Here is a 17,841-nt window from a genome sequence, read left to right as displayed (position 1 = left end):
GGCGCAAGGAGCCACACCGCCGGGCATACCGCCCGGCATTCCGCTTCGGCCCGCTTTCGCCACCCCCGTTCATCACGATGCGGCACCGACAACTCACAGGAGTTGGCTGGTCACTTGACTACCAGCGGTCACACACGGTTTGCTCCGGCCAGGCGAGTTTCACCCGGTTGGCGCACTGACCCGCGGCTCCGGGACCTCCCGCCCCGTTCCTCCTGCTCGGCCGCACAGCGAGGTGCCCCCGCCCCCATGAGTACAGCTCCCCCGCCCACCCACTCCCCCGGACCCCTGCGCGTCGCGGCCCTCACCGCGGCCGTCTGTCTGCTGGCGGCAGGCTGCTCCGCCCTCGGCGGGGACGAGGACGGCTCGGCGGCGGACGCCGCGGGCGGGTCCGGCGGCGACCGCATGAAGATCGTCATGGTCACCCACGGCGGTGAGGGCGACGCCTTCTGGGACCGGGTGCGCAAGGGCGCCGAGGCGGCGGCCGCCAAGGACGGCGTCGACCTGACCTACGCCGGGGACGCCGACACCGCCGACCAGGCCGACCTCGTGCGGGACGCCGTCCGTGACAAGGCCGACGGCATCGCCGTGACCCTGGCCAAACCGCAGGCGATGAAGGCTCCGGTCGCCGAGGCCAAGGCGGCCGGGATCGCGGTGGTCGGCCTCAACTCCGGTATCGACGCCTGGCGGTCCACCGGACTCCTGGAGTACTTCGGTCAGGACGAGAGCGTCGCGGGCCGGGCCGTCGGCGACAAGCTGAACGACCTGAAGGCCAAGCACGCCCTGTGTGTCATCCACGAGCGCGGCAACGTCGCCCTGGAGGCCCGCTGCGCCGGTGTGAAGAAGACCTTCGGCGGCGAGACCGAGATGCTCTACGTCGAGGGCACCGACATGAAGGCGGTCGGTGCGGCCGTCACGGCACGGCTGCGGCAGGACCCCAGCATCGACGAAGTCGTCATGAACGGCGCGGCGTTCGCCCTCACCGCGGTCGAGTCGGTCGACGAGGCGGGCAGCGACGCGCACGTCGCCACCTTCGACCTCGACAACGACCTGGTGGCCGCGGTCAAACGCGGGGACGTCCAGTTCGCCGTGGACCAGCAGCCGTATCTGCAGGGCTATCTCGCGGTGGACGCGCTCTGGCTGTACCGCACCAACGGCAACGTCAGCGGCGGCGGCGTGGCCCCCGTGCTGACCGGCCCGGCGTTCGTGACCCGGACGAACGCCGACTCGGTCGCCGAGTTCGCCGCGGGCGGCACCCGGTGACCGGGCCCCGCGGCCGCCGGTACCTCCGCACTCCCGCCACCCCGACCCACTGATCGCCTAGGACGACGATGCCTGCACGGAAGTCACGGAAGAAGGGTGCCCGGCGCCGCCTCGGCTCCATACGTCTCTCCCTGATCCTCCTGGCCCTGGTTCCCGGCGTCACCCTCGCGGCCGTGTGGGGCGTCACGACGATCCAGATGTTCTCGGAGGGCCTGCGGCTGCGCGCGCAGACGGAGCTGAGCCGCGACACCGGCGCCATGGGCACCGAGGCCACCCTGGCCCTGCAGAAGGAGCGCAGTCTGTCGGCCGCCTGGCTGGCCGCGCCGGAGGGCGACCGGACGGAACTGGACGCCCAGCGGACGAAGACGGACGAGGCGGTCGCGCAGTTGGTCGGCCAGTCCGACGCGATCGAGAGCGCGCCCTCCCGGGTCTCGGACCGGCTGTACTCGGTGCTCGGCTCGGTGGGCAGCCTGGAGTACTACCGCAACCAGGTGGACGACCCCAGCGACATCACCGCCGAGCAGGCGCTCGACCAGTACACCTCGATCGTCGACGAGCAGATCCACGCCTTCCAGGAGCTCTCCCAGGTCGACGACGGCGACCTGACCTCCCAGGCGGGTCCGCTGGTCGCCCTGGAGCACGCCGCCGAGCTGGTCTCCCAGGAGGACGCCCGGCTCACGCTGGCCTGGCCGTCCCACCGGATGGACGAGGAGCAGTGGTCCCGGTTCGCCCAGCTGGTGCACACCCGCCGCTGGCTGGTGCAGGACCAGATCGTCCCCTCTCTGACCGGCAGCGCGAAGACCCAGACCGAGCGGATCCTCGCCAGCTCCGAGTGGAAGTCCATGCAGGACGTCGAGGACCAGGTGCTCGAGGCCCGTTCGGCGGGCGGGGACGACCGGATCGACCTGCCGGACGCACGCCGGCGCTGGATCACCGCCTTCGAGGAGATCTCCACCCAGTACGGGCAGCTCATCCGGCAGCAGACGGACGGTCTCCTCGACCGCAGCGCGGCGGAGGCCCGGGGCCTGCTGATCAAGGCCGGTGTCCTCAGCGCGGGCGGTCTGATCGCCCTGCTGCTCTGCATCGTGATGTCCTGGCGCATCACCCGCTCGCTGTCCCGGCGGCTGCGCGGGCTGCGGCTTGCCACCCTGAGCCTGGCCGAGGAGCGGCTGCCCGACGTGGTGGCGAGGCTGGAGCGGGGCGAGACGGTCGACGTGGAGTCCGCGACGCCGCCCCTGGACTACGGGCGGGACGAACTCGGCCAGGTCGCACAGGCGTTCAACACGGCGCAGCGCACCGCCGTGCACACCGCCGTCGAACTCGCCGACACCCGGCGCGGCTTCCAGAAGGTCATCCTGGGCATCGCGCGGCAGAGCCAGAACCTCGTCAACATGCAGCTCGGCAAGCTGGACGCCCTGGAGCGCGAGCACACGGACCCCGAGATCCTCAAGGGCCTGTACGAACTGGACTCCACGGCCAGTCAGCTGCGGCGCTACGAGGAGAACCTCGTCATCATCAGCGGTGAGCAGCCCCGGCGCACCTGGCGCGAGCCCGTGTCGCTGGTCGACATCCTGCGCAGCGCCGTCGGCGAGGTCGCCGAGTACCAGCGGGTGGAGCTGCACGCCGACGAGGAGGTGGCCCTCGCGCCGCCCGCGGTGGCCGACGTGATCCACCTGCTGGCCGAGCTGATCGACAACGCGACGGCGTACTCGCCCGCGCCCAACCCGGTCGGGGTGCGGGCGGCGCTGGTGGCCAAGGGACTGGCGGTCGAGATCGAGGACCGCGGGCTGGGCCTGTCGGAGGAGGACTACGCGTCGTTCAACGCCCAGTTGGCGGTGGCACCGCAGTTCGACGTGGTGGCACTCGCCGACGACCTGCGGCTCGGCATGTTCGTCGTCGCCCGGCTCGCGCACCGGCACGGCATCACCGTCACGCTGCGCCCCTCGCCGTACGGCGGAACCACGGCGATCGTGCTGATCCCGCACGACATCGTGGTGCGCGAGCCGGTCGGCGGGGCGAACGGCACCGATGGCGCGGCGGAGGGCGCGCGGGGCTCCCGGGTCGCCGGACCGGCCGCGGCCGCCGCGCGCGGCTCGGCCGATCCGGCGGGCCCGGTCACCGGCACCGGTCCGGCCGCCCCGGGCGCCGAGCCCGGTCCGGCCACCGCGGCCGACCCGGCCGGCGGCCCGGGGCCGGTGCGGCCCGTACGGTCGTCCCGGCCGGCGCCCGCGAGCCCGTCCGCAGCCGCGGCGGGTTCCCCCGGCGGCTACTTCGGCGACTCCTCCCACGGCTCCTCCCACGGCTCCGCCGACGGGCGCGGCGGTCTCACGCCGCTGCCCCGCCGGGTACCGCAGACCAGCCTCGCCGCCGAGCTGCGCGACGAAAATCCGGGCGGCCGCCGGGACGGCTCGGACGACACGGCGGGCGACGACTACGCCGACTTCACGGCCGAGCGCGCCGCCTCGTCCCTCGCCGGTTTCCAGCGCGGCACGCTGCGGGCCCAGACCGACGAAGAATCAGACGAAGCATATGAAGCAGACGAAGTAGACGAAGCGGACGAGGCGGCGGATGGCGCGGACGGCCGCGACACCGACGGGCACGCGCTCTCCTCCGCCGCCCCCTCGACCCCGACCGCCGACCGCCGACCGCCCACGAAGGACACGCGATGACCCGACCCTCCCCCGCCACGCACACCGAGCTGGACCAGTTGCTCACCGGACTCGTGGAGCGGGTCGCCGACGTGAACCAGGCCGTGGTGCTCTCCGAGGACGGCCTGGTCGTCAGCAAGTCCACCGGGTTCCTGCGGGACGACGCCGAGCGGCTGGCGGCGACCGCGTCGGGCCTGATGAGCCTCAGCAAGGGCGTCAGCATGGACTTCCGGGGCGGCCCGGTGCGCCAGGCGCTCATCGAGATGGCCAACAGCTACCTGATACTCACCTCAGCGGGCCCCGGCGCGCACCTGGTCGTGCTCACCGGGCCGAACGCCGACGTCGGCGTGGTGGCGTACCAGATGAACATGCTGGTGAAGAAGATCGGCGAGCACCTGAGCGCGGCACCGCGGGCCACCGCCGGCCCCGGCGAGTGACGTGACCGGAGGCGACGCGGCGGGCCGGCTCGTGCGGCCGTTCACCCTGACCGGCGGCCGGACCCGGCCCAGCCGCGCCGACTTCACCCTCATCACGACGGTGACCGCGATCGACCCGCAGCCCGCCCGGGCGGCGCGGCCGCAGCCCGAACACCTGCGGATCCTGCGGCTGTGCGCCGAGCCGATGGCCGTGGCGGAGGTCGCGGCCCGTCTCGACCTGCCGGTGAGCGTGGTCGTCATCCTGCTCTCGGACCTGGTGGAGGCCGGCCGGATCACCGCCCGGCCGCCGCACCCGGTCTCCCGCGTCACCGACGACCTGGACCTGCTGCAGAAAGTGAGGGACGGCCTTGGCCGGCTCTGAGCGCGTCGCCGAGACGCCCACGGCATCCGCACGCTCCACCGCGCCCGAGGCGGTGAAGATCCTGATCGCGGGCGGGTTCGGCGTCGGCAAGACCACCATGGTCGGGTCGGTCAGCGAGATCGCCCCGCTGCGCACCGAGGAACCGCTGACCGCGGCGGGCCTGGACGTCGACGACCTCGCCGGCATCGAGGAGAAGCGGGCCACGACGGTGGCGCTGGACTTCGGCCGGATCTCCATCGGCCGGGACGTGGTGCTGTACCTCTTCGGTACGCCCGGTCAGCAGCGGTTCTGGTTCATGTGGAACGACCTGGCGATCGGGGCGCTCGGCGCGGTGGTCCTGGTCGACGTCCGCAGGCCCGAGTCGAGCTTCGCCGCGATCGACTTCTTCGAGCGGCGGGGCATTCCGTTCGTCGTCGCCGTCAACGGCTTCCACGGCCGGCACCCGTACCCGGCGGCGGAGATCCGCGAGGCCCTCGCGCTGCCGGAGCACGTGCAGGTGCTGCTGTGCGACGCACGGGAGCGGACCTCCAGCCGGGACGTCCTCATCGCCCTGATCGACCAGCTGATCGACGCCGCGACCGGGGCCGCGGCGTCGTAGCAGGTCGTGGCGAGGCGCCTTCGGGCGTCCGTCAGGCGAGACCCGCGGACTTCAGCCACTCCTTGGCCACGTCCAGCGGGTCCTTCTTGTCCAGCTGGACCTGGGCGTCCAGGTCGAGGAGCGTCTCGGTGTCCAGCTTGGCGGAGACCGCGTTGAGCGTGGCCACGCCCTCCTTGTTCAGCCCGTCCTTGGTGACCAGCGGGGTCACGTTCGCGTGGCCGAAGAGGTTCTCCGGGTCCTTCAGGACGACGAACTTCTCCTTGATGATGGTCGGGTCGGTGGTGAAGACGTCCGCCGCCTGCACGTCGTTCTTGGTCAGCGCCGACTGGGTCAGCGGGCCGCCCGCGTCGAGCGCCTTGAAGGACTTGAACTTCAGTCCGTACACCGACTCCAGGCCCTTGAGCCCCTGCTGCCGGGTCTGGAACTCGGGCGAGCCGCCGATCACCAGGTCCGGTGCGACGTCCTTGAGGTCGGCGAGGGTCGACTCGGCGGTGAGGCCGTGCTTCTTCGCGGTCTCGGCGTTGACGCTCACCGAGTCCTTGTTCTCGGCCGGTGACGACTCCAGCAGCGTCAGCTTCTTGTCGAGCTTGGCCTTCGCCGCCTCGTTCACCGCCTCGACGGACTTCTGCTCGGCCTTCGGGTCGAGGTAGGCGAGCAGCGAGCCGTTGTACTCCGGCAGCACCGTGACGGAGCCGTTCTTCATCATGCCGTAGGTCGTCTCCCGGCTGCCTATGTTGTGCTTGTAGGTGACCTTGAGGCCCTTGGCCTTGAGCGCCTCTCCGTAGATGTCGGCGAGCAGGGTGCTCTCGGCGAAGTTGTTCGAGCCGACGACGACGGTGCCGGCCTCCGCCTTGTCACCCGCGAGGGGGTTGTCGGAGGTGCCGTCGGAGTCGGAGGAACAGCCCGCGAGCAGCGCCGCCGCGGCGGTGAGCGCGACGGCCGCCGCGCCGGTGTGCCTCGTCCTGGACCTGCTGCTCTTCGCGGTGAAAGTCATCCGTCGATCCAAACGATCCGCTTGCCGGTGAGTCAAGTACGGCCTGGTTACGGTTTCTCCACCACCGTGATGGGTGTCAACGCCTGCGCACCCCCGGCGACACCGCGAACCGTCCCGCCGCCCAGAAGACCGCGAGGGTGACGAGGGCCAGGACGGCCACCAGAGTGGCGCCGCCGACCACCTTCTCGTAGTCGCGCTGGTAGAGCCCGTCGATGATGTACCGGCCGATTCCGCCGAGGCTGACGTAGGCGGCGATGGTCGCCGTCGACACGACCTGGATGGCCGCCGAACGCAGCCCGCTGAGGACCAGCGGCAGGGCGACGGGGAGTTCGACCCGGAAGAGGATGCTCGACTCGTGCATGCCCATCCCCCGGGCGGCGTCCACCGGGGAGGGGTCGACGGAGCGGACCGCCTCGTAGGTGGTCACGAGGATGGGCGGGATCGCGAGCACCACGAGCGGGACCATCACGGGCAGCAGGCCGATGCCGATGCCGACGGCGATCAGCACCAGCAGACCGAAGCTGGGCAGGGCGCGGGCGGCGGTGGCGACGAAGGCGACGGCGTTGCCGCCGCGGCCGGTGTGTCCGGTCAGCAGCCCGACGGGCAGCCCGATGGCGGCGGCGAGTCCGAGGGCCATCAGGGTGTACTGGACGTGTTCCAGCAGGCGTGTGGGGATGCCGTCGTAGCCGTGCCAGTGGGCGCTGTCGCTGAAGAAGGCGTTGACGAAGTCGAGGACGTTCACCGGGTCGCCGCCTCCTGCGGTTCGGGCCGCTCGGCGGCCTCCTTCGGGCGGCGCCCGCGCTTGCCGCGCGGCATCCACGGCGTCAGCAGGTTGCGGGCCAGGACGAGCAGCGCGTCGCACAGGACGGCCAGTACGGCGGTGGTCAGGACCGAGTTGACCGCCAGCTCGGGCCGGCCGTACTTCTGGGCGTCCGCGAGGAGGTTGCCGAGGGCGCCCTGGTTGCCGATGAGGGCGCCGACGCTGACCAGGGAGATGCTCGCCGACACGGCGACCCGCAGCCCGGCGAGGATCGCGGGCACGGCGATCGGCAACTGCACCTGGAGGTAGCGCCGTACGGGTCCGAAGCCCATGGCGGTGGACGCGGCCAGCGTCTCCGCGGGCACGGACCGCACGCCGTCGACGATCGCCGGGACGAGCACCACGAGGCTGTACACGGCCAGCGGGATCATCACGGTCAGTTCGGTCTGCCCGGTGTAGTCGATGAGGACCACGAAGACGGCCAGTGAGGGGATGGCGTAGAAGACGGTGGTCACGCCGAGCACGGGCGGGTACAGCCAGCGGAAGCGCACGCAGAGCTGGGCGAGGGGCAGGGCGGCGAGCAGCCCGGCCAGGACCGGCAGCAGCGCCTCGCGCAGATGCAGGCCGATCAGGCCGAAGTAGGTGTTGTCGAGGTCGCTCGGTATGTCGAAGAAGCCGTTCACGGGGCGACCTTCGTGACGTCGGCGGGCTGCTCGGTCCGCGCCTCGCCGGAGGTGCCCGCGCCGGGGGTGCCCGCGCCGTGGGCGGAGCGGATCGCCGCGCCGATGGTCTGCTGGGAGACGACGCCGGTCACCCGTCCGCCGGCGTCCACGGCGACGGCCCAGCCGGTGGGCGAGAGCACCGCGCAGTCGAGGGCGGCCCGCAGCGAGTCGGTGCCGGGCACGAAGGGCCGCCCGTAGGACAGCAGCCGCCCGGCCGCGAGGTCCCCGGCGCCCAGGCCGCCCGGCTCGGCCCAGCCCAGCGGCCGGTCGTCCGCGTCGGTGACCAGCAGGTGGGGGGCGCCGCCGGCGGCGGCGAGCCGCTCGGCGGTCGCGTCGGCGCGCACGACGGGGCCGGTGGTCAGCTCCAGGTCGGCGGAGGTGAAGAAGGAGAGCCGCCGGATGCCGCGGTCGGCGCCGAGGAAGTCCTCGACGAAGTCGTCGGCGGGGTCGGACAGCAGCTCGGCGGGCGGTGCGAACTGGGCGAGCCGGCCGCCGGTGCGCATCACCGCGACCATGGTGCCCAGTTTGATGGCCTCGTCGATGTCGTGCGTGACGAAGACGATGGTCTTGCCCAGTTCGTCCTGAATGCGCAGGAGTTCGTCCTGGAGCCCCTTGCGGACCACGGGGTCGACGGCGGAGAACGGCTCGTCCATGAGCAGCACGGGCGGATCGGCGGCGAGCGCCCGGGCCACGCCGACGCGCTGCTGCTGACCGCCGGAGAGCTGGTACGGGTACCGCTTGGCGAGGGAGGCGTCGAGCCCCACCCGTTCCATCAGCTCCGCGGCCCGGTCGCGGGACTTCTGCTTGCCCCAGCCGATCATGCGGGGCACGGTGGCGATGTTGTCGAGGATCGTGCGGTGCTGGAAGAGACCGGCGTTCTGGATGACGTATCCCATGGACCGGCGCAGTGTGGTGACGGGCTGCTGCTGGAGGTCCGCCCCGTCGAGCAGGATCGTTCCCTCGGTGGGCTCGACCATCCTGTTGATCATGCGCAGGGTCGTCGTCTTGCCGCAGCCCGAGGGGCCGACGAGCACCGTGATCGAGCGGTCGGGTATCTCCAGCGACAGCCGGTCGACCGCCACGGTGCCGTCCGGGTACCGCTTGGTGACTGAGTCCATCCGTATCAAAACGCCGAATACCCTTCGGGTCTGGCAGAAGCTGCCCGCTCCGGCCGCGGTCGGTGGGGCCGTCGCCGGTCGAGTGTAGACGCCTGGTCCGCGGGGCCCCCGTTGCTCCGGGGCGACTCCTTCCCGCTGCTCGGGCGTTCACACGGGGAATCCGGGGATATCGGCGGCCGGCGCGGAAAGGATTCGTCGAGGATCCGGTACTCACACGCACGGGGGCGGGGGCGCGGGTGCGCAGCGACGGGCAGGAGTCGCACAACGAGCTGAGCGGCACGGTGCACGGACCCGTCGTCCAGGCGGGCTCCGTGTACGGCGGCATCCATTTCGGTCCCCGGCCGGCCCCTGTCGAGCAGACGCCCTGGCAGCTGCCGCCGCTGGTGCGGGTGATCGACCGGACACGGGAGCTCGCGACGCTGGAACGGCACCGTGCCCGAGCCGCGCGGGAGGACCGGCCCGTCCTGGCCACTCTGAGCGGGCTGGGGGGCGTCGGCAAGACCACGGTGGCCCTGAGCTGGCTGTACACCCTGCGTTCCCGGTTTCCGGGCGGCCAGCTCCACGCGGACCTCGGGGCCCAGTCCTCCGAGGGGCCGGAGCATCCGGCCGAGGTGCTCGCCCGGTTCCTGCGGGCCTTGGGCGTTCCGGCGCAGCAGATCCCCGCGCGGCTTTCGGAACGGACGGCGCTGTACCGGTCGCTGACCGCGGTCCGGCGCCTGGTGGTCCTGCTCGACGATGCGGCGACCGCGGCGCAGGTACGGCCGTTGCTGCCCGCGGGTGGCAACGTGACCGTGGTGACCAGTCGCCGACGGCTCCCGGGGCTCACGGTCGACGGCTGCTGCCCCGTCCATCTGGAGCCGCTGGCCCCCGAGGCGGCCGTCGAACTCCTCGCGGACACCCTGTCGGACGGACGCGTGGACGAGCAGCCCGAGGACGCACGTGCCCTGGTGGAGTTGTGCGCCGGGCTGCCGCTGGCGGTCCGGGTCGCCGGTGCCCGGCTGGCCACACGTCCGGGGCGGCGCATCGGCACGATGGTCCGCGCGCTCGGCGAGGAGCGCCGAAGACTGGAGGCACTGGCCATCGACGGCGACCACGATGTCCTGGCGACGCTGGACGTGTCCTACCGGGCACTGCCCGGGCCGGCCGCCCGGCTCTACCGGCTGCTGGGGCTTCACCCGGGCCGGGAGTTCGACGGATCGGTGGCCGCTGCCTTGTGCGCCACGGACGGAGACGCGGCCGGACCCATCGACGGGGTCCACCACCTCGACGTGCTCCACGACGCCAGCCTGCTTGTCGAGGCCGCCGGGGAACGTCACCGCTTCCACGACCTGGTACGACTGCACGCGGCGGCGAAGGCCGACGAGGACGAGCCGCCCGCCGAACGGGAGGCCGCGGTGCGGCGCCTTGCCGATCACTATCTGGCGAGCGCCACCCGCGCCGAGGAGATCCTCGATCCCCAGCACCGGACCATGGCCCGGGACTACGGCCCCGGGCCCGTGGTCGTCGCGGACGTGGGCCCCGGCCCAGAAGCCGCCCTGGACTGGCTGGAGCGGGAACTGCCCAACCTGATGGCCGTGCTCCACCATGCGGCTGACGCCGGGTTCCCCGTCGTCTGCTGGCAGCTGACCGATGCCCTGTGGCCGCTCTTCCTACGGCGCAAGTTCCACGCGGAGTGGGCAGCGGCACACCGGGCAGGACTGGCGGCGGCACAGGAGCTGGGGGACACGGTGGCCGAGTGCCGGATGCTCACCTCGGGCGGAGTCGGGGAACTGGGTGCCGGAAACCCCGGTCGTGCACTGGAGATGTTCGAGCGGGCCGCGCGTCTCTTCCTCTCCGCCGACGACGGGCTCGGTCATGCCCGCACCCTCAACTATCGAGGGCTCGCCCTGCAGCGACTCGGACGACCGCGCGGGGCGGAGGAGTTCTTCCGGCGCGCCGCCGCCGAACTGCCGGTTCACGGAGACCGCCGGGCAGGCGGACTGGCCGCCCTCAACCTCGCCGACCTCGCGCTGAACGAGGGGCGGCCCGGGGAGGCCGTCCTCCATGCCGGTGCCGCCCGCGGCACGCTGACCGAGGTGGGCGACATGTACAACGCGGCGCGCGCGGCCACCTGCATGGGCCGCGCGCACCTCGCTCTCGACCGGCTCGACCCGGCCGAGGAGCTCCTGACCACGGCATGGGCGGCCCTGCTCGAGGTGTCGGCGTACGAGGCCGCCCGGGCCCTCGGAGCCCTGGCCGAGGTCGCCGAGCGGCACGGCCGGTGGCAGCTCTCCCGGGACCGCTGCCGACAGGCACTGGACCTCTACGCCTCGGCGGGCCGGTCCCGGTCGAAGGACGCCGAGGCGGTCAGGCTCCGGCTCGGGGCTCCGGAGCCCGACGAGTCGGGACGGTGAGCCCGTCGGGCGCCCGCAGAGCACAGGCCGCGAGGGCCGGTCCCAGGTCCGGGACGGGCAGCCCCGCCACCAGGCACGCATGCGCCAGCGAGGCGATCCGGTCCCACATTCCATGCGGCCGCCCCGGCCCTCGGGCCTCGAACGGGATGACCGGGCCGTCCCGGCCCGGCCGCAGCCAGCACCGGGTCCCGCGATGCACCGCCACCACCAGGGCCCCCGGGCAGGATCCGGCGAGGCGGGCGGCCCGTCCGGCTCCGACGCCGGGGGCGATCAGAACGTCGCCGAGCGCGCTCCACCGGGTCGGCGGGGAACAACGCACTCTGATGTGTTCGTCCACGGACAGCGTCCCGGACTCCGGGTTCAGCAGCACGGTGTGTACCAGGTGGACCGCACCGTCGCCGCCCTCCACCGTCAGTGACCGTGCCCTCTGGGACACCACGGCCGGGGGCATCATCGCGACATCCCTGCGCCCGGGTCGTCGTACCGGACCGTCAGGGGCAGGCCGGCCGGTTCCACGGCCGACCCGCGTGCGGCGGGTGCGCGCAGGCGCAGCTTCCGGTAGAGCAGCGCGCGCATCCGGCGCGCGAACCGGCCCGGCTCCGAGGTGATACGGGCTGCGACCCGCTCGTACCGGTGCGCCCGGCGGAGCACTGAACTCCGTTTGAGTTGCTGCCGCACCGGACGGTCGTCGCGCAGCCGTGGTGCGAAGGACATGAGTTCGGCCATCGGCGAGCTCGGGTCCACGGCGGCGTCGGAGCGCCCGGCCATCAACACCGACGCTCCGGTCATCGCGCCGTAGAGCGAGACCGAACCATGGTCGCCCACGATGTGGTCGGCGGCCACCACCGCCCCGGTCCAGTCCGCGTGCGGGCTGAGCAGGAGCATGCCCGCACGGGCCAGTTCGGCGAGCCAGGCACGGACCTGCCAGTCACCATGGGCGTTCCAGACGTGCGGATGCAGCAGAGCGGCGATCTGGTACTCGTCTTTCGGCAGTTCGGTGACCAGGCGTTCCAGCGTGCTCCACCCGTGTCCCAGCAGTGAGTCGGGCCCCCATGTGGAACAGGCGAGGACCATGCGCCGACGACCGTTGACCCCCAGTGCCTCCCGGTACAGAGCGCGCAGGGGCAGACTCGCCGTGATGCGGTCGAAGCAAGGATCGCCCACCACCTGCGCCGCAGGCACGGCCTCGGGGCAGTCCTGTCCGAGCCGGGTCAGTTCTTCGTGGTGGGCCAGCACGATCGCTTCGGGCACCACGACACCGTCCCGTACCAGGCGCTGTCTGCTGAGCCCGTAGGCTCCCCTGCGCGCCGCCGGATGGCCGTCCGGTACCACCGAGACGACCTTGTTGTGCCCGGCACCGTGCGGCAGTACCACCACGGGCGCCTGCACATCGTGCAGGTTGCCGTGGCCGGCGGCCAGTGCGAGGTCGAAGTGTGTCTGCACCGCCTGGCTCCAGGGCAGCACGAGGCCGCCCAGCCGTTCGAGAAAGGCGTCCACCCCGTTGCTGAACACATCGGGCGCCTGGGTGAAGAAGGTCTGCACTCTGGTGTCTCCTTCGAGCAGGCGTATCGCATCGAGCAGTCGCTGGCCCGTGACGACGGTGTGCACCACGACCAGGATTCTGCGGCGGCTGCGGTGCGTGGCCCAGCGTTGGACGTCCAGACGCACCGGCACGTGCCGCGCGTGCGGCTCCGGCACTGTCAAGCTCATCGTTGAGATCCCCCGGTCCTTCCGTATGGTCTTCGAGGCTGGTCTTCACGGCCGCGCCGTCGCGCCGCCGATGGCAGGGGGATGCCCGGACGGCTGGACGTCGGGCTTGCAGGAATCCTGCACTCCTGTGGGAAGCCGGCCGGCTCGGGGGGCCGTGCGCCCCGTCGCTGCTCCCGTGCGCCCGCGACTCCACCCCTGACTCCCCAGTGCGCCCGTAGAACAGTGGTTCGCATCACACCTTTGCCATGACCGTGGGAAGAAGCGCACCATCGGGGGAGACGGTGGACCTTCTCGTTCTGGGACCTCTTGAGCTCTGGCACGACCAGCGACAGCACGAACTCGGATCGCTGAAGGAACGCTGTGTGCTGGCCGTGCTGCTGCACGCACGGGGTGAACCCGTCACGGTGGACACGCTGGTGGACCGGGTCTGGGACGGGGAGCCGCCTCCGACCGCGCTGGACACGCTGCACAGCTATCTCTCCAGGCTGCGTGGCCGGCTGCGTCGCGCGGTCGGCGACGAGCTGGTGCGGGTGGTCCGGCCGTCCCTGCGCCAGTACCAACTACGCGCCGACCCTGACGACATCGACCTGTTGCGGTTCGGTCGGCTGCGCTCGGAGGCAGTGGCCGCGGCGGCACGGGCCGAGCGCGAGCTGGCCGTCGGGCTGCTGCGCACCGCCGAGGCACTGTGGCGGGGCGAGCCGCTCGCCGAGTTCGCCGACAACTCCTGGGCGCTGTCGGCCCGCGTGCGGCTGGCCGAGGACCACCGCCGGGTGCGGGAGGAACGAATCGGTCTGGAAATGGAGTTGGGCCGGCACGCGGACCTGGTGGGCGAGCTCCAGGAGCTCGCCTCGCAGAACCCGTTCGCCCAGCGGGTGATCGGCTCCCTGATGCTGGTGCTGTACCGCTCCGGCCGCCACGACGAGGCACTCGCCGTCTTCCGGGACACCCGCACGCGGCTGCACCGCAGTCAGGGCATCGAACCGACTGCGGAGCTTCAACAGCTTCACCTGCGCATGCTCGAGCAGGATCAAGAGCTCCTGGGGAACGAGACCGCGCTCACCGCTCGCCCCGCGCTGCTCTCCTCGTCGGCCGCTCCGGCCGCTCCCGCGCTTCCCCTCGCCCCCGACCGGCCGGTGGAGCCCCGTAACTGCTTGCCGCGCGACATCCCGGAATTCGTCGGGCGGGCGGGCGAACTACGCATCCTCCTGGCCGAGGCCGCGGTCGGCAACGATGCGAGCACCGCGCTGCCGGTCACCGTGATCCACGGGATGCCCGGCATCGGCAAGACGGCCCTCGCGGTGCACGCGGCGCACCAGTTGACCCCGGCCTACCCGGACGCCCAGCTCTATGTCGATCTGCGGGGCTACAGCGGTCAGCAGCCGCTGGAGCCGGCCGAGGCCCTGGCCGGTCTGCTGCACACCGCCGGATGGCGCGGTGAGCTGCCGTCCACGGTGGACGAACGCGCCGCCAGATGGCGGGAGTGGACCGCCCGGCGCCGTGTACTGCTCGTCCTGGACAACGTACGGGACGCCGCCCAGGTCGCGCCGCTGCTGCCCGGCGCCCGCGACTGCCGTGTCCTGGTGACCACACGGAACCGGCTCGCCGGGCTGGACGGAGCGGCGTCGCTGTTCCTGGACACCCTGTCGGGCCAGGAGGCGGCGTCGCTCTTCGCCCGGGTCGTCGGTACCTCAAGAGTGGCCGCCGAGCCGGAGAACCTGTGGCAGATCGCGGCCGCGTGTGCGTGCCACCCCCTGGCCCTGCAGGTGCTGGCGAGCCGGTTCCGCCACCGGGAAGCGTGGGATCTGCAGTATCTGCTCGACCGGCTGACGCACTCGCTCACGCCGCTCCAGGAGTTCGACGCGCTGATCGACTCCGTGTTCCAATTCTCATACACGGAACTCGGCGTGCGCGCACAGGAGTTGTTCCGCCTGCTGGCTCTGCACCCCGGGCCCGATCTCACTCTTTCCGCAGCCGCCGCGCTGACCGGCCAGGAATTCAGCGACGAGCCCGCGCGCCTGGAACGGTGCGTCGAGGAACTGCTCGACTCCAGTCTCCTGGAGGAACCGGTGCGCGGACGCTACCGCCTGCACGACCTCACTCGCTCGTACGCCGCCCAGGTCGGCCTGAACACGGATACCGAACGGGAGCGGCACGCCGCAACCGGCCGTCTCGCCGCCCATTACCTCCTCACGGCGCACCGGGCCGACCGGCTGATCCGTCCGCACCGCCGCGCGTTTGCCCTGCCTCTACCGCACGAGGCCGCGGCGTTGCCCGAACCGGCCCTCTCCGACGCCGACGAGTCCTCGGTGTGGCTGACCGTGGAACGCGCCAACCTCACCGCGGTCGCGGGTATGGCCGCCGCGGAGCATCCGGAGTACGCGGCGCTCTACCCGTGCGTACTGGCAAGGAGCCTCAAGCTGTGGGGAGCGTGGGGTGTCGCCTCCGAACTCTTCGACGCGGCACTGCCCGTCCTGCGTACGGCCGCCAACCGTGCTCTGCTCGCGCGGACCCTGACGGACCGGGCGGATCTCCTGGCGCAACGCAATCACGGCGAGGCCCTGGAGTGCGCGACCGAGGCACTCTCGATCCACGAGGAACTGCATGACGCGCACGGCCGCGCCGACGCCTTGTTCCAGTCCGGCCGAGCCCGCCTCGCGGCAGGGCACGGCGACACCGCCCTGCCTGTCCTGGAACAGGCGCTCGCGCTGTACCGCACCGTCGACGATCCCTCCGGGGAGGCCGACTGCCTCAACGTGCAGGGGGCGGCCCTGTCCTACTTGGGGAGGTACGACGAGGCCCTCGGCAAGGTGCAGCGCATGGAGGCGATCTACGAGCGGCTGCCCGATCCGCACGGGCTGGCCCAGGCCCTGAACAATCGGGGCGAGCTGCACTTCCTCCAGGGACGCTATGCGGACGCCCGTGACTGCTACGAACGGTCACTGGTGCTGATGCGGCAGTACGGCGGCCGGGTGGACCTGGCGATCCTCTCGACGAACCTGGGCGCCGTGCTCCAAGCGGTGGGCCGTACGGGCGAGGCGCTCACCCACTTCGAGCGGGCACTCGCCGCCCATCGCGCCACCGGCGACAGCCTGGGGGAGGCCGACGTGCTGATCCGCACCGGCACGGCCCACGCCCGGGCGGGGCGCCGCGCCGAGGCGCTGCTGCACTTCACCATGGCGGAACGGATCGCCGTCGGCATCGACAACCCGTACGAGGGACTGCGCGCGTTGATCGGCGCGGCGGACGTCCAGCGCGAGTCGGGACGGCTCGACCTCGCGTCAAAGGGCTACGAGCGGGCCCTGGAGGTGGCCGAGCGGATCCAATTCGCCCTGGGCTCCGCTCAGGCGCTGGCGGGACTGGCCCGGACGGCTGCACTGTCCCGACCGGCCGACCTCGCCGACGGATACGGCGAACAGGCCGCCGCCCGCTACCGCTCGTTGGGCGCGGAGACGGAGGCGACGGACCTCCTCCGGTTCCTGGCGAGTCACCGGGCGCCGACCGCCAACTGAGTCCGGTACCCGGTCGGGGAGCCGCCCCCCACGGCCCCCCGGCCCGTCAGCCGGCCAGACCGTTCTCGACGACCCACATCCACCGGGACGCCCCGAACAGCACGGCGGCGGCCGGGACGGCAAGGAGGGTGTGGACGATGCAGGTGCGCTTCACTGTGTTCGTGCTCCTTGGACTGGTATCTCCGAAACGCCGGCGTTCATGATCGCGCCGACGAGCACACAACGTAGCCGCAGTGGCACGCTCCGGGGGTGAACCCGAGGAATCTCATCACATCATCCTCCCGGCGTCGGTACGCGAGCGTGTCGTTCACGTCCGCTCAGCCGGCACCGCGACACCAGGCCCCCTCGCACGGACCGCGGGGGCGCGCCTACGCTGGACAGCCCGAGCACCGGGCGCAGTCCCTCGGAAAGCAAGCGAAGGAGCCCCGTGGAAGCAGAACTCGTGGCACTGATCGGGACCGGAGCGACCACGGTGGTAGGTCTCATGGTCACCGACGCGTGGGGACAGGTGAAGCAACGCGTGGTGGGGCTCTTCGGCTCCGAGACCGGGGCCGACGGCGTGGCCGGTGAGCTGGAGGAGTCGCGTGCCGTCCTCGTCGCGGCCGACGGGACGGCCGCGGAGGAGGACCTCAGGTCCGATGTGACCGCATCGGTGCGGCTCCGGCTCCGGCGCCTCCTCGAAGAGGATCCAGGGGCGGCCGAGGAACTCCGGCGCCTCGTCGACGAGCTCGCTTACGCCGCCCGGCCACCGGGCACCGTGCACAACAGCATCACCGGTGGCAGGCAGGGCGGCCCCGTCGTCCAGGGACACACCTTTACCCGTCTGACGTTCCGTACGACCGGGGACACGGCGCGCGATCGGACGGACTGAGCGGCAGCGAGCGGCGTCCGCCGGGGATCAGTTCCCCGCGGGCGTCAGTTGGAGAGAAATGCTGTTGATGCAGTACCGCTGGTCGGTCGGGGTCGGGTAGCCCTCGCCCTTGAAGACGTGGCCGAGGTGGGATCCGCAGCGGGCGCAGCGCACCTCGGTGCGGACCATCCCGTGGGAGCGGTCCTCGATCAGCTCGACCGCGTCGGTGTCCCTCGGGTCGTAGAAGGACGGCCAGCCGCAGTGCGACTCGAACTTGGTCGTGGAGGTGAACAGCTCCGCACCGCAGGCGCGGCAGGAGTAGACGCCCTCGGTCTTGGTGTCGGTGTACTCACCGGTGAAGGCCGGCTCCGTGCCGGCCTCGCGCAGCACGGCGTACTCGGCCGGGGCCAGCTCGGCCCGCCACTGCTCGTCCGGCTTCTCGACGTCGTACGACATGAGTCTCAGCCCCTCACTTCAGGTA

15 protein-coding genes are annotated in these 17,841 nt (G+C 72.0%); 8 read left to right on the top strand and 7 right to left on the bottom strand.

Annotated elements, in window-relative coordinates; genetic code table 11:
- Positions 1-246 precede the first annotated feature (246 nt).
- From C4J65_RS27620 to C4J65_RS27600, 5 genes are all read left to right on the top strand, one after another.
- Positions 247-1,260 (top strand): substrate-binding domain-containing protein, encoded by a 1,014-nt coding sequence (locus C4J65_RS27620; RefSeq protein ID WP_115744818.1) that lies wholly within the window; start codon positions 247-249, stop codon positions 1,258-1,260.
- Between the two features lie 68 nt (positions 1,261-1,328).
- Complete coding sequence (locus tag C4J65_RS27615; RefSeq protein ID WP_115744817.1) at positions 1,329-3,929, top strand: nitrate- and nitrite sensing domain-containing protein; 2,601 nt, start codon at positions 1,329-1,331, stop codon at positions 3,927-3,929.
- Positions 3,926-4,345: a roadblock/LC7 domain-containing protein gene (locus C4J65_RS27610; protein ID WP_003972853.1), complete on the top strand. Its 420-nt coding sequence runs from the start codon at positions 3,926-3,928 to the stop codon at positions 4,343-4,345. The genes C4J65_RS27615 and C4J65_RS27610 overlap by 4 nt, the downstream gene beginning before the upstream one ends.
- A gap of 1 nt (position 4,346) precedes the next feature.
- On the top strand, positions 4,347-4,706 hold the full coding sequence (locus C4J65_RS27605; protein WP_115744816.1) for a DUF742 domain-containing protein: 360 nt from the start codon (positions 4,347-4,349) through the stop codon (positions 4,704-4,706).
- The gene (locus C4J65_RS27600) at positions 4,693-5,304 is read left to right on the top strand and encodes an ATP/GTP-binding protein (protein WP_205351073.1); all 612 of its coding nucleotides are present in this window, start codon (positions 4,693-4,695) and stop codon (positions 5,302-5,304) included. The genes C4J65_RS27605 and C4J65_RS27600 overlap by 14 nt, the downstream gene beginning before the upstream one ends.
- A 31-nt stretch (positions 5,305-5,335) precedes the next feature.
- Here C4J65_RS27600 and C4J65_RS27595 read toward each other — a convergent pair whose 3' ends face one another.
- The 4 genes from C4J65_RS27595 to C4J65_RS27580 all read right to left on the bottom strand — a co-directional run bounded on the left by C4J65_RS27595 (position 5,336) and on the right by C4J65_RS27580 (position 8,907).
- Entirely contained in the window at positions 5,336-6,298 is a 963-nt protein-coding gene (locus C4J65_RS27595) for an ABC transporter substrate-binding protein (RefSeq protein ID WP_115744815.1), read from the bottom strand.
- A gap of 76 nt (positions 6,299-6,374) precedes the next feature.
- Positions 6,375-7,040, bottom strand: a complete 666-nt coding sequence (locus tag C4J65_RS27590) for an ABC transporter permease (RefSeq protein ID WP_115744814.1) — start codon at positions 7,038-7,040, stop codon at positions 6,375-6,377.
- Positions 7,037-7,741, bottom strand: coding sequence for an ABC transporter permease subunit (locus C4J65_RS27585; RefSeq protein WP_115744813.1), 705 nt, complete (start codon positions 7,739-7,741; stop codon positions 7,037-7,039). Before C4J65_RS27585 ends, C4J65_RS27590 begins: the two co-directional genes overlap by 4 nt.
- Entirely contained in the window at positions 7,738-8,907 is a 1,170-nt protein-coding gene (locus C4J65_RS27580) for an ABC transporter ATP-binding protein (protein ID WP_205351072.1), read from the bottom strand. The genes C4J65_RS27585 and C4J65_RS27580 overlap by 4 nt, the downstream gene beginning before the upstream one ends.
- Positions 8,908-9,134: 227 nt before the next feature.
- Between C4J65_RS27580 and C4J65_RS27575 the strand changes: the two genes are divergently transcribed.
- Complete coding sequence (locus C4J65_RS27575; protein WP_205351071.1) at positions 9,135-11,291, top strand: tetratricopeptide repeat protein; 2,157 nt, start codon at positions 9,135-9,137, stop codon at positions 11,289-11,291.
- On the opposite strand, the gene C4J65_RS27570 is transcribed toward C4J65_RS27575, so the two are convergent.
- Both C4J65_RS27570 and C4J65_RS27565 read right to left on the bottom strand, forming a co-directional pair.
- A complete protein-coding gene (locus tag C4J65_RS27570) occupies positions 11,245-11,745 on the bottom strand; it encodes a hypothetical protein (RefSeq protein ID WP_115744811.1) in 501 nt (166 codons plus the stop codon). The genes C4J65_RS27575 and C4J65_RS27570 overlap by 47 nt on opposite strands.
- On the bottom strand, positions 11,742-13,001 hold the full coding sequence (locus C4J65_RS27565; protein WP_115744810.1) for a hypothetical protein: 1,260 nt from the start codon (positions 12,999-13,001) through the stop codon (positions 11,742-11,744). Before C4J65_RS27565 ends, C4J65_RS27570 begins: the two co-directional genes overlap by 4 nt.
- 281 nt (positions 13,002-13,282) lie before the next feature.
- On the opposite strand from C4J65_RS27565, the gene C4J65_RS27560 reads away from it, so the two are divergent.
- Entirely contained in the window at positions 13,283-16,510 is a 3,228-nt protein-coding gene (locus C4J65_RS27560; protein ID WP_240330535.1) for a tetratricopeptide repeat protein, read from the top strand.
- A gap of 427 nt (positions 16,511-16,937) precedes the next feature.
- Positions 16,938-17,381, top strand: coding sequence for a hypothetical protein (locus C4J65_RS27555; RefSeq protein WP_115744808.1), 444 nt, complete (start codon positions 16,938-16,940; stop codon positions 17,379-17,381).
- A gap of 27 nt (positions 17,382-17,408) precedes the next feature.
- Here the strand turns inward: C4J65_RS27555 and msrB are convergent, their stop codons facing one another.
- Positions 17,409-17,816 carry a peptide-methionine (R)-S-oxide reductase MsrB gene (gene msrB, locus C4J65_RS27550; protein ID WP_115744807.1) on the bottom strand — a complete coding sequence of 136 codons (408 nt, stop codon included), beginning with the start codon at positions 17,814-17,816 and terminating at the stop codon, positions 17,409-17,411.
- Positions 17,817-17,841 lie beyond the last annotated feature (25 nt).

Origin of the sequence: Streptomyces sp. CB09001 (assembly GCF_003369795.1) — a bacterium.
Taxonomy (GTDB): domain Bacteria; phylum Actinomycetota; class Actinomycetes; order Streptomycetales; family Streptomycetaceae; genus Streptomyces.
The sequence above is the reverse complement of the archived record's forward strand: the minus strand, read 5'-3'. Positions and strand labels throughout refer to the sequence as shown.

Excerpts from the sequence above, each read along its gene's own strand:
- msrB (WP_115744807.1), bottom strand. The coding sequence starts at position 17,816 with ATGTCGTACGACGTCGAGAAGCCGGACGAGCAGTGGCGGGCCGAGCTG.
- C4J65_RS27565 (WP_115744810.1), bottom strand. The coding sequence starts at position 13,001 with ATGAGCTTGACAGTGCCGGAGCCGCACGCGCGGCACGTGCCGGTGCGT.
- C4J65_RS27615 (WP_115744817.1), top strand. The coding sequence starts at position 1,329 with ATGCCTGCACGGAAGTCACGGAAGAAGGGTGCCCGGCGCCGCCTCGGC.
- C4J65_RS27595 (WP_115744815.1), bottom strand. The coding sequence starts at position 6,298 with ATGACTTTCACCGCGAAGAGCAGCAGGTCCAGGACGAGGCACACCGGC.
- C4J65_RS27620 (WP_115744818.1), top strand. The coding sequence starts at position 247 with ATGAGTACAGCTCCCCCGCCCACCCACTCCCCCGGACCCCTGCGCGTC.
- C4J65_RS27570 (WP_115744811.1), bottom strand. The coding sequence starts at position 11,745 with ATGATGCCCCCGGCCGTGGTGTCCCAGAGGGCACGGTCACTGACGGTG.
- C4J65_RS27610 (WP_003972853.1), top strand. The coding sequence starts at position 3,926 with ATGACCCGACCCTCCCCCGCCACGCACACCGAGCTGGACCAGTTGCTC.